This window comes from Kitasatospora albolonga (assembly GCA_002082585.1).
GTDB lineage: Bacteria > Actinomycetota > Actinomycetes > Streptomycetales > Streptomycetaceae > Streptomyces > Streptomyces stephensoniae.
This window is the reverse complement of sequence record CP020563.1, coordinates 4,283,062-4,294,656: the sequence shown is the minus strand read 5'-3', so window position 1 is coordinate 4,294,656 and position 11,595 is coordinate 4,283,062. Positions and strand designations below refer to the sequence as shown.

The 11,595-nt window shown below is 64.2% G+C and carries 4 protein-coding genes, 3 rRNA genes and 2 pseudogenes; 4 read left to right on the top strand and 5 right to left on the bottom strand.

Going from position 1 to position 11,595, the window contains the following annotated elements:
- The first annotated feature begins 19 nt into the window (after window positions 1-19).
- Both B7C62_18690 and B7C62_18685 read left to right on the top strand, forming a co-directional pair.
- The gene (locus tag B7C62_18690; GenBank protein ID ARF74043.1) at window positions 20-1,447 is read left to right on the top strand and encodes an ATP/GTP-binding protein; all 1,428 of its coding nucleotides are present in this window, start codon (window positions 20-22) and stop codon (window positions 1,445-1,447) included.
- A 1-nt stretch (window position 1,448) separates the two neighbouring features.
- Window positions 1,449-3,046, top strand: a pseudogene (locus B7C62_18685) (type VI secretion protein).
- A gap of 12 nt (window positions 3,047-3,058) precedes the next feature.
- On the opposite strand, the gene B7C62_18680 reads toward B7C62_18685, so the two are convergent.
- The 4 genes from B7C62_18680 to B7C62_18665 all read right to left on the bottom strand — a co-directional run bounded on the left by B7C62_18680 (window position 3,059) and on the right by B7C62_18665 (window position 8,866).
- Window positions 3,059-3,640, bottom strand: coding sequence for a GNAT family N-acetyltransferase (locus B7C62_18680; GenBank protein ARF74042.1), 582 nt, complete (start codon window positions 3,638-3,640; stop codon window positions 3,059-3,061).
- 75 nt (window positions 3,641-3,715) lie between these two features.
- A 5S ribosomal RNA gene (gene rrf / locus B7C62_18675) occupies window positions 3,716-3,832 on the bottom strand.
- 75 nt (window positions 3,833-3,907) lie between these two features.
- Window positions 3,908-7,058, bottom strand: a 23S ribosomal RNA gene (locus tag B7C62_18670).
- 274 nt (window positions 7,059-7,332) lie between these two features.
- Window positions 7,333-8,866 (bottom strand): 16S ribosomal RNA (locus B7C62_18665).
- Together the 16S, 23S and 5S rRNA genes form the textbook arrangement of a ribosomal RNA operon.
- A 156-nt stretch (window positions 8,867-9,022) precedes the next feature.
- Between B7C62_18665 and B7C62_18660 the strand changes: the two are divergent.
- A pseudogene (locus B7C62_18660) lies at window positions 9,023-9,389 on the top strand (hypothetical protein).
- A 163-nt stretch (window positions 9,390-9,552) separates the two neighbouring features.
- Here B7C62_18660 and B7C62_18655 read toward each other — a convergent pair.
- A complete protein-coding gene (locus B7C62_18655) occupies window positions 9,553-10,110 on the bottom strand; it encodes a MarR family transcriptional regulator (GenBank protein ID ARF74041.1) in 558 nt (185 codons plus the stop codon).
- Window positions 10,111-10,243: 133 nt separating this feature from the next.
- Between B7C62_18655 and B7C62_18650 the strand changes: the two genes are divergently transcribed.
- Complete coding sequence (locus tag B7C62_18650; GenBank protein ID ARF74040.1) at window positions 10,244-11,572, top strand: hypothetical protein; 1,329 nt, start codon at window positions 10,244-10,246, stop codon at window positions 11,570-11,572.
- The last annotated feature ends 23 nt before the right edge of the window (window positions 11,573-11,595 follow it).

Below are 11,595 nucleotides of genomic sequence, written 5' to 3'. Positions count from 1 at the left end.
ACGAGAGGGCACCCACGCCATGCGAGACCCCCTGTCCGCAGTGTCGGATGCCTTCACCTCCTTCCTCTTCGGCAAGGTGGAGACGACCCGGCTCCCCGTCCGTACGTCGACGGGCCAGGCCCAGGCCGTCTACCTCCCCACCGCCGCCCCCGGCCTCGGCGACTCCGGCGTGATCATCGGCCGCGAGGTCTACAGCGGCAAGGGCTACATCTACGACCCCTTCCAGCTGTACGGGCAGCAGCTCCCCGCCCCCCACTGGCTGGTCCTCGGCGAGTCCGGCAACGGCAAGTCCGCGCTGGAGAAGACCTACGTCCTGCGCCAGCTCCGCTTCCGCGACCGCCAGGTCGTCGTCCTGGACGCCCAGGGCGAGGACGGCGTCGGCGAGTGGAACCTCATCGCCCAGGAGCTGGGCATAACCCCCATCCGCCTGGACCCGGCCGCAGCCCTCAACGGCGGCATCCGCCTCAACCCCCTCGACCCCTCCATCACCACCACCGGCCAGCTCGCCCTGCTCCGTACGATCATCGAAGTCGCGATGGGCCACGGGCTCGACGAGCGCTCCGGCTTCGCCCTGAAGGTCGCCCACGCCTACGTCACCGCGACCATCACCGAACGCCAGCCGGTCCTGATGGACATCGTGGAGCAACTCCGCCACCCCAAGCCGGAGTCGGCCGAGGCGATGAACGTCGACATAGACGATGTACGGGCCTGGGGCCTGGACGTCGCCCTCGTCCTGGACCGGCTCGTCGACGGCGACCTGCGCGGCATGTTCGACGGCCCCACCACCGTCGGCATCGACCTGGACGCGCCCCTCATCGTCTTCGACCTCTCGCACATCGACCGCAACTCGATCGCGATGCCGATCCTGATGGCCATCGTCGGCGTCTGGCTGGAGCACACCTGGATCAGGCCCGACCGCAAGAAGCGCATCTTCCTGGTCGAGGAGGCGTGGCACATCATCAACTCCCCCTTCGTCGCGCAGCTCTTCCAGCGCCTGCTGAAGTTCGGACGACGGCTCGGCCTGTCCTTCGTCGCCGTCGTCCACCACCTCAGCGACGTGGTCGACGGAGCGGCGGCGAAGGAGGCGGCGGCCATCCTCAAGATGGCCTCCACCCGCACGATCTACGCCCAGAAGACCGACGAGGCCCGGGCCACCGGCCGGGTCATCGGCCTGCCCCGCTGGGCCGTCGAGATCATCCCGACGCTCACCCCCGGCATCGCGGTCTGGGACGTCAACGGCAACGTACAGGTCGTCAAACACCTGATCACCGAGGCCGAACGCCCCCTCGTCTTCACCGACCGCGCCATGACCGAGGGATCGGCCCCGGACGCGGACGACCTGCTCCCCGAGGACATCCGCGCCGCGGAGCTGGAGGCGGAGCAACGGGCGGCCCGGATCGAGAACCAACAGCGTATGAACGAGTCGTCGCGGTCAACGGTGGCATGACATGGCACGCCAGCCAGCGCACGGACCGGCACCGCGGCAGGGCCGCCGCCACGAGGACTCCCGGAGCGGCGGCATCCCCGACGGCCTGCTGATCGGGGTGCTCGGCCTCCTCCTCGCCGCGACCCTGACCACCTGGACGGCCACCGGCCTGGCCGGTCTCTTCGCGCACGGGTCCTGGCCGGACGGCGTCACGTTCACCCAGGCCCCCCTGGCCCTGCGCGAACTGGCCACGGCCCCCCAGGACCTCGCCGCCGCCTGGCCCCACACCCCCGCACCCCAGCTCTCCGGCTACGGGCTGTTCTGGGGCCTGTTCATCGGCGAGCTGATGGTGCTGGCGGTCCTGACGGTGTTCGCCCTCGGGGTCCTGGCCCGCTGGCGGACCGTACGGGAACAACGCCGCACGGACCGCATGTACGGGCAGACACACGAGCCCTACGAGACACACGAGCCCCAAGAGACGCACCCCCCTCACCACCACCCCCCACCGATCCCACGAAACACCCGACCCCCACAACACCCACGAGGCACCGGCTCCCCCACGACCTCAGCCCCCCGCCACACCAGTCGCACCGACCACACCGGCCGCACCCGCACTGACGAAGACCCCCCAAGCGCCCCCCGGAACACCCCCCACCGCCACCGCCATCCCTTCCCCCCGCACACCGCTCCTCGTCTACGCCCCCCGCCCCCGCCAGGCGCCCCACGGTCGTCCAGGCCATCCAGGACGCGGAGGGCCCCGCGCTCGTCGTCACCTCGGACCCCACGGTCTGGGCCGAGACGAAGGACGCCCGCGCGAAGCTCGGCCCGGTCCTCGTCTACGACCCCGGCCACCTCTGCGACACCCCGGCCCGCCTCCACTGGCCGCCCACCGCAGCCTGCGAGGACCCCGAGACCGCCGCCGTACGCGCCGCCGCCCTGCTCGCCCCGGTCCGCCCGCAGGCCCGGATCGACGCGGCGGTGGCCGACACCGCGCAGACGCTCCTCCAGTGCTGGCTGCACGCCGCGGCGGTGGACGGCCGCCCCTTCCGCCAGGTCGTCCGCTGGGCCTCGGGGTCCGGCGCCCACGAACCCGTACGCCTCCTCCGTACGCACCCCAAGGCCACCTCAGGACTCGCCGGGCTCCTGGAGTCCGCGCTCACGGCCTACCCGGAACGGCGGGAAGTCGCGCAGGAGTTGAACGTACGGGCCTTCTCGGCCCTCTCCTCGGTGCACATCCGCGAAGCCTGCACGGCAAACCGATCGGATTCGGCCGCGCTGGAATCTTTTGGCCGCGAGGGGGGAACGCTCTATGTGGTCGGTGAACCCATCGAGGACCCCCGTACCCGGCCCGGCGCGATGCCCCTCCTCACCGCGCTCGCCTCACACGTGGTCGAGCACGGCCGCCGCATGGCCGCACGGTCATCCGACGGTCGGCTCGACCCACCAATGACGCTGGTCCTGGACGATGTGGCCGCCGTGGCCCCGCTCCCCCAGCTTCCCGAGCTGCTGGCGACGGGCCAGAACCTCGGCCTACCCGCCCTCGCCCTGCTCCGCTCCCGCGAACAGGGCCGCGCCCGCTGGCAGCAACACCTCCACGCCCCGACCCCGGGCACCGTCTGAGAAGAGGCGGCACTAGATCTGAGCAGTGCCCGCAGCCCCCGCAGTCCCCCGCTGAATCTCGTACTCCAACTCCCACTCGCCCCGCCCACCCGGCGCGGGAATCCGCTGCCCTGACGGTACGAACCCGAACCGCCGGTAGAAGGCGGCGGCCCTCGGATTGTTCTCGTGGACGTACAGGCGCACCCGCTCCAGCCGGGGCGCCGGCAACGACCAGGCCCAGTCGACAGCCTCCCGGAACAACGCGTCCGTCACCCCGGCCCCCCGCACCTCCGGCCGCACGAAGACACCGACCAGGTGCCCCTGGTCCATCGCGGGAGCCTCCCCGAAACGCACGTCGTCCGCCGGGCGCTCGACCAGCACGGTGACCGTTCCGACCCACTCCCCCTCGGGCGACTCCGCGACGAACTGCCGTACGTCGTCGCTCTCGGCGGCCGCCTCCGTACGGTCCTGCCAGAAGACGTCCGGCTGCGCCACCGCGTCCTCGTACGACTCCAGGAACGCCACGGGCGCCGCCGGGTCCTTCAGAGCCTCCAGCCGCAACTGCCGGGCCAGCGGCCACTCCTCGGCCCGTACAGCACGCATCACATAGTCCATGGCCCGATCTTCCTACAGGTCCAGAACGCAGGAAAGCCCCGCACCACAAGGGTGCGGGGCTTTCCCACAAAGATTGTTCGGCGGCGTCCTACTCTCCCACAGGGTCCCCCCTGCAGTACCATCGGCGCTGAAAGGCTTAGCTTCCGGGTTCGGAATGTAACCGGGCGTTTCCCTAACGCAATGACCACCGAAACACTATGAAAATTTGAACAAACCGGGTGTTGTCACGGCTGTTCGTTATTTCAGAACTAACACAGTGGACGCGAGCAACTGAGGACAAGCCCTCGGCCTATTAGTACCAGTCAGCTCCACCCGTTACCGGGCTTCCACATCTGGCCTATCAACCCAGTCGTCTACTGGGAGCCTTAACCAATCTAGTTGGTGGGAATACTCATCTCGAAGCAGGCTTCCCGCTTAGATGCTTTCAGCGGTTATCCTTTCCGAACGTAGCCAACCAGCCATGCCCTTGGCAGAACAACTGGCACACCAGAGGTTCGTCCGTCCCGGTCCTCTCGTACTAGGGACAGCCCTTCTCAATATTCCTACGCGCACAGCGGATAGGGACCGAACTGTCTCACGACGTTCTAAACCCAGCTCGCGTACCGCTTTAATGGGCGAACAGCCCAACCCTTGGGACCGACTCCAGCCCCAGGATGCGACGAGCCGACATCGAGGTGCCAAACCATCCCGTCGATATGGACTCTTGGGGAAGATCAGCCTGTTATCCCCGGGGTACCTTTTATCCGTTGAGCGACAGCGCTTCCACAAGCCACTGCCGGATCACTAGTCCCGACTTTCGTCCCTGCTCGACCCGTCGGTCTCACAGTCAAGCTCCCTTGTGCACTTACACTCAACACCTGATTGCCAACCAGGCTGAGGGAACCTTTGGGCGCCTCCGTTACTCTTTAGGAGGCAACCGCCCCAGTTAAACTACCCATCAGACACTGTCCCTGATCCGGATCACGGACCCAGGTTAGACATCCAGCACGACCAGAGTGGTATTTCAACGACGACTCCACAACCACTGGCGTGGCCGCTTCACAGTCTCCCACCTATCCTACACAAGCCGAACCGAACACCAATATCAAACTATAGTAAAGGTCCCGGGGTCTTTCCGTCCTGCTGCGCGAAACGAGCATCTTTACTCGTAGTGCAATTTCACCGGGCCTATGGTTGAGACAGTCGAGAAGTCGTTACGCCATTCGTGCAGGTCGGAACTTACCCGACAAGGAATTTCGCTACCTTAGGATGGTTATAGTTACCACCGCCGTTTACTGGCGCTTAAGTTCTCAGCTTCGCCACCCCGAAGAGCAGCTAACCGGTCCCCTTAACGTTCCAGCACCGGGCAGGCGTCAGTCCGTATACATCGCCTTACGGCTTCGCACGGACCTGTGTTTTTAGTAAACAGTCGCTTCTCGCTGGTCTCTGCGGCCACCCCCAGCTCACGGAGCAAGTCCGATCACCAGTGATGGCCCCCCTTCTCCCGAAGTTACGGGGGCATTTTGCCGAGTTCCTTAACCATAGTTCACCCGAACGCCTCGGTATTCTCTACCTGACCACCTGAGTCGGTTTAGGGTACGGGCCGCCATGAAACTCGCTAGAGGCTTTTCTCGACAGCATAGGATCATCCACTTCACCACAATCGGCTCGGCATCAGGTCTCAGACTATGTGCACGACGGATTTGCCTACCGTGCGTCCTACACCCTTACCCCGGGACAACCACCGCCCGGGCTGGACTACCTTCCTGCGTCACCCCATCGCTTACCTACTACAAGTCTGGTTCATCGGCTCCACCACTACCCTCAACTCCGAAGAGATCGGGCCGGCTTCACGGACTTAGCATCGCCTGATTCAGTACTGGGCGTTTCAAAGCGGGTACCGGAATATCAACCGGTTGTCCATCGACTACGCCTGTCGGCCTCGCCTTAGGTCCCGACTTACCCTGGGCAGATCAGCTTGACCCAGGAACCCTTAGTCAATCGGCGCACACGTTTCTCACGTGTGTATCGCTACTCATGCCTGCATTCTCACTCGTGAACCGTCCACAACTCGCTTCCACGGCTGCTTCACCCGGCACACGACGCTCCCCTACCCAACCCAACAGGCGTTGGCCCTATATGTTGGATTGACACGACTTCGGCGGTACGCTTGAGCCCCGCTACATTGTCGGCGCGGAATCACTTGACCAGTGAGCTATTACGCACTCTTTCAAGGGTGGCTGCTTCTAAGCCAACCTCCTGGTTGTCTCTGCGACTCCACATCCTTTCCCACTTAGCGTACGCTTAGGGGCCTTAGTCGATGCTCTGGGCTGTTTCCCTCTCGACCATGGAGCTTATCCCCCACAGTCTCACTGCCGCGCTCTCACTTACCGGCATTCGGAGTTTGGCTAAGGTCAGTAACCCGGTAGGGCCCATCGCCTATCCAGTGCTCTACCTCCGGCAAGAAACACACGACGCTGCACCTAAATGCATTTCGGGGAGAACCAGCTATCACGGAGTTTGATTGGCCTTTCACCCCTAACCACAGGTCATCCCCCAGGTTTTCAACCCTGGTGGGTTCGGTCCTCCACGAAGTCTTACCTCCGCTTCAACCTGCCCATGGCTAGATCACTCCGCTTCGGGTCTAGAGCGTGCAACTCAAACGCCCTGTTCGGACTCGCTTTCGCTACGGCTTCCCCACACGGGTTAACCTCGCTACACACCGCTAACTCGCAGGCTCATTCTTCAAAAGGCACGCAGTCACGACACACCGAGCAAGCTCGATGTGCGACGCTCCCACGGCTTGTAGGCACACGGTTTCAGGTACTATTTCACTCCGCTCCCGCGGTACTTTTCACCATTCCCTCACGGTACTATCCGCTATCGGTCACCAGGGAATATTTAGGCTTAGCGGGTGGTCCCGCCAGATTCACACGGGATTTCTCGGGCCCCGTGCTACTTGGGTGGTTCTCAAACGAGCCGTCAATGTTTCAGCTACGGGGGTCTTACCCTCTACGCCGGACCTTTCGCATGTCCTTCGCCTACATCAACGGTTTCTGACTCGCCTCACAGCCGGCAGACTGTGAAAGAGAACTCCCACAACCCCGCATACGCAACCCCTGCCGGGTATCACACGCATACGGTTTGGCCTCATCCAGTTTCGCTCGCCACTACTCCCGGAATCACGGTTGTTTTCTCTTCCTGAGGGTACTGAGATGTTTCACTTCCCCTCGTTCCCTCCACACTGCCTATGTGTTCAGCAGCGGGTGACAGCCCATGACGACTGCCGGGTTTCCCCATTCGGAAACCCCCGGATCAAAGCTTGGTTGACAGCTCCCCGGGGACTATCGTGGCCTCCCACGTCCTTCATCGGTTCCTGGTGCCAAGGCATCCACCGTGCGCCCTTAAAAACTTGGCCACAGATGCTCGCGTCCACTGTGCAGTTCTCAAACAACGACCAGCCACCCACCACCCCGTCCTGAGGACGAGTTCACTGGGGCCGGAACGAAGGAACAACCTTACGGCCGTACCCTCAGACACCCAACAACGTGCCCGACACGATACTTCGCTCATCACGTTCCACGCTCCGAAGAGCAGTACTAGTGACAACCAAACCATCGTGCCGAATAGTCAACGTTCCACCCATGAGCTGACCACCGTCGAACATTTGCCGACGTAGTGGCTCTGGATTCCCGAAGGAATCTAGATGCTCCTTAGAAAGGAGGTGATCCAGCCGCACCTTCCGGTACGGCTACCTTGTTACGACTTCGTCCCAATCGCCAGTCCCACCTTCGACAGCTCCCTCCCCACAAGGGGGTTGGGCCACCGGCTTCGGGTGTTACCGACTTTCGTGACGTGACGGGCGGTGTGTACAAGGCCCGGGAACGTATTCACCGCAGCAATGCTGATCTGCGATTACTAGCAACTCCGACTTCATGGGGTCGAGTTGCAGACCCCAATCCGAACTGAGACCGGCTTTTTGAGATTCGCTCCGCCTTACGACATCGCAGCTCATTGTACCGGCCATTGTAGCACGTGTGCAGCCCAAGACATAAGGGGCATGATGACTTGACGTCGTCCCCACCTTCCTCCGAGTTGACCCCGGCAGTCTCCTGTGAGTCCCCATCACCCCGAAGGGCATGCTGGCAACACAGAACAAGGGTTGCGCTCGTTGCGGGACTTAACCCAACATCTCACGACACGAGCTGACGACAGCCATGCACCACCTGTATACCGACCACAAGGGGGGCACCATCTCTGATGCTTTCCGGTATATGTCAAGCCTTGGTAAGGTTCTTCGCGTTGCGTCGAATTAAGCCACATGCTCCGCTGCTTGTGCGGGCCCCCGTCAATTCCTTTGAGTTTTAGCCTTGCGGCCGTACTCCCCAGGCGGGGAACTTAATGCGTTAGCTGCGGCACCGACGACGTGGAATGTCGCCAACACCTAGTTCCCAACGTTTACGGCGTGGACTACCAGGGTATCTAATCCTGTTCGCTCCCCACGCTTTCGCTCCTCAGCGTCAGTAATGGCCCAGAGATCCGCCTTCGCCACCGGTGTTCCTCCTGATATCTGCGCATTTCACCGCTACACCAGGAATTCCGATCTCCCCTACCACACTCTAGCTAGCCCGTATCGAATGCAGACCCGGGGTTAAGCCCCGGGCTTTCACATCCGACGTGACAAGCCGCCTACGAGCTCTTTACGCCCAATAATTCCGGACAACGCTTGCGCCCTACGTATTACCGCGGCTGCTGGCACGTAGTTAGCCGGCGCTTCTTCTGCAGGTACCGTCACTTGCGCTTCTTCCCTGCTGAAAGAGGTTTACAACCCGAAGGCCGTCATCCCTCACGCGGCGTCGCTGCATCAGGCTTTCGCCCATTGTGCAATATTCCCCACTGCTGCCTCCCGTAGGAGTCTGGGCCGTGTCTCAGTCCCAGTGTGGCCGGTCGCCCTCTCAGGCCGGCTACCCGTCGTCGCCTTGGTAGGCCATTACCCCACCAACAAGCTGATAGGCCGCGGGCTCATCCTTCACCGCCGGAGCTTTCAACCCCCACCCATGCAGGCAGGAGTGTTATCCGGTATTAGACCCCGTTTCCAGGGCTTGTCCCAGAGTGAAGGGCAGATTGCCCACGTGTTACTCACCCGTTCGCCACTAATCCACCCCGAAAGGCTTCATCGTTCGACTTGCATGTGTTAAGCACGCCGCCAGCGTTCGTCCTGAGCCAGGATCAAACTCTCCGTGAATGTTTACCCGTAATCGGGTGCACACACACGAGAGCGGAACAACCGGTCGGAATAAGACCCGTTGTTCACAGCGTCCTCGCTGTGTTCATTGCCTGCCCGATGCCACCCGAAGGCGACCCGTGCAGGACTTTTCAAAGGAACCACCAACCCCCACGAGTGTGGAGGCCGGGGTATCAACATATCTGGCGTTGACTTTTGGCACGCTGTTGAGTTCTCAAGGAACGGACGCTTCCTTCGGTCCCGTATCACCGGGCCCCTCCGGGCGCTTCCCTTCAGTTTTTTCTTTGTCCTGCTGTCTTGCGTTTCCGACTCTATCAGACCCTTTTCAGTGCCTGACCCCCGGTCGAAGCGGGGCGCTTTCGAGGTTCTTCGCTTTCGCGTTTTCCCTTTCCGGCGAGTCCGACTCTATCAGATCCTTTCGGGCCTGACTCCCAGTCAGCGGGGCTTGTCCTCCCGGCCGTTGGGCCGTTCCGACGCTCAAACTCTAGCGGATTCTCCCGGCGGCTCATAATCGAGCCTTCCTGATGAATTCCGGCATGCCGAAATTCTCCCGGCTGGGAGGTCGTGCTGAAGTTTGGTTGCCGCGTGTGCGGCGGGATCGGTTGTCGCGGAACCGTTCCGGCTCCGTGGCAACCCGAAGAACCTTACGGATCGGGTCGAGGTGTGTCAACCCCGCCCCGGGGCCCGCTCAGTCCAGGTCGGTGAGGCGGCCGCCGGCGTCCGGCTGGGCGTGTTCCACGCGGCGCAGCAGGCGGACCAGGAGTTCGCCGAGGACTCCGCGCTCCTCGCCGGAGAGGTCCTGGAGGAGGTCCTCCTCGAAGTCGGTCGCCATGCGCATCGCCTCGAGCCACTTCGCGCGGCCCTCGTCCGTCAGCTCGACGATGACGCGGACCCGGTTGTTCTCGTCGCGGTCCCGGGTGACCAGGCCCTCGCCGGCCATCCGGTCGATGCGGTGGGTCATGGCGGCCGGGGTGAGGCCGAGGCGCTTCGCGAGTTCGCCGGGGCCCAGGCGGTAGGGGGCGCCCGACAGGACGAGGGTCTTGAGGACCTCCCACTCGGCGTTGCTGATGCCGAGGGCGGCGACCTGTCTCCCGTACGCGACGTTCATCCGGCGGTTCAGGCGGCCCAGCGCGGAGACGACCTGTTCGACCTGGGGGTCGAGATCGCGGAACTCGCGCTGGTAGGCGGCGATCTGTTCGTCGAGGCTCGGCTCGGAGGGGCCGGGCTCCTCGGTGCTCTCGGACATGGCGGGCAGTATGGCACGCCCCCACCACCCTTGAAGTTCTTCAGGCTGTAGTTTTCACCTTCTAACTTTAGTGCTAAAGTCTTCGAGTCTGAGTTTGTTCGAGATCTTGAGGTAGGTGAGTGTGACCAGGGAGATGGGCGCAGCGCTGCGGCGAATCCAGCTGGGCAGCGCGCTGAGCGCGTTCGGGCTCGGGTTCACCGTTCCGTATCTGTACGTCTATGTGGCGCAGGTACGGGATCTGGGCGCCGGTACGGCGGGAGTCGTGCTGGCGGTCTTCGCGATGGCGGCGCTGGCCGTTCTGCCGTTCACCGGGCGGGCCATCGACCGGCGGGGCCCGCTGCCCGTGCTGGTGGTGGCCTCCGGTCTCGCCGCCGTGGGTGCCGCGGCCCTGGGGTACGCCAGCAGCGTGCCGGCCGCCGTGCTGTCGGCCGCGCTCCTCGGTGCGGGCACCGCCGTCATGCAGCCGGCCCTGGCCACGATGCTCGTGTGGTGCTCCAGCACCGCCACCCGTACGCGCGCCTTCGCCATGCAGTTCTTCCTCCAGAACCTGGGGCTCGGCCTCGGCGGGCTGGTCGGCGGGCAGCTCGTGGACGTGGACCGTCCGGCGAGCTTCACCCTGCTGTTCCTGATCGAGGCCGTGATGTTCGTGGTCCTCGGCGTCGTCGCGGTGACTGTGCGGATGCCCCGTAACTCCGCTCTCTCCGCCGCCCGTCCGGGTGACGGCGGAGCGAAGGGCGGGATGCGGGCACTGCTCTCCCACCGGGCCATGGTCCAGCTGTGCGTGCTGGGGTTCGTGCTGTTCTTCGCCTGCTACGGGCAGTTCGAGTCCGGCCTCGCCGCGTACGGCACCGAGGCCGCCGGAATCCAGCCCTCGACGCTCGGCTTCGCGCTGGCCGCCAACACCGCGGTCATCGTCATCGCGCAGTTCGTCGTGCTGCGGCTCGTGGAGCGGCGGCGGCGCAGCCGGGTCATCGCCTCGGTCGGCCTCATCTGGGCCTTCGCCTGGATCATCGCGGGGTACGCGGGGCTCGGGCACGGCAGCCAGGCCATGGCGACGGCCGCGTTCATCTCGACGTACGCGCTGTTCGGGCTCGGCGAGGCGATGCTGTCGCCGACCGTCGCGCCCCTGGTCGCCGATCTGGCGCCGGAGTCGATGGTCGGGCAGTACAACTCGGCCTTCGCGCTCTGCAAGCAGCTCGCGCTCGCGGTCGGACCGGCCGTCGGGGGGCCGATGGGGGCCTCGCTGCACGGCCCGTACATCGTGACGTTCGTGCTGTTCTCGCTGGGCATCACGGTGCTCGCGCTGCGGCTGGGGCGCCGGCTCACCCCCGTACAGGATCAGCCTTCCCTCGGGCACGTCCCCTCGCGGGTGGTCGCGGTGTCGCTGCCCGAGGGCCCCGGGAGCGGGGAGGCCGGAACCGTACCCGCAGGGGTGTCCGCGTCCGCCTCTGCCGGTCGCTGAAGGCGCGCCACCAGCGGCTGCCC

Bases quoted from the DNA above. Each gene is read 5' to 3' on its own strand.
- B7C62_18690 (ARF74043.1), top strand. From the start codon at position 20: ATGCGAGACCCCCTGTCCGCAGTGTCGGATGCCTTCACCTCCTTCCTC.
- B7C62_18680 (ARF74042.1), bottom strand. From the start codon at position 3,640: ATGGACTATGTGATGCGTGCTGTACGGGCCGAGGAGTGGCCGCTGGCC.
- B7C62_18655 (ARF74041.1), bottom strand. From the start codon at position 10,110: ATGTCCGAGAGCACCGAGGAGCCCGGCCCCTCCGAGCCGAGCCTCGAC.
- B7C62_18650 (ARF74040.1), top strand. From the start codon at position 10,244: ATGGGCGCAGCGCTGCGGCGAATCCAGCTGGGCAGCGCGCTGAGCGCG.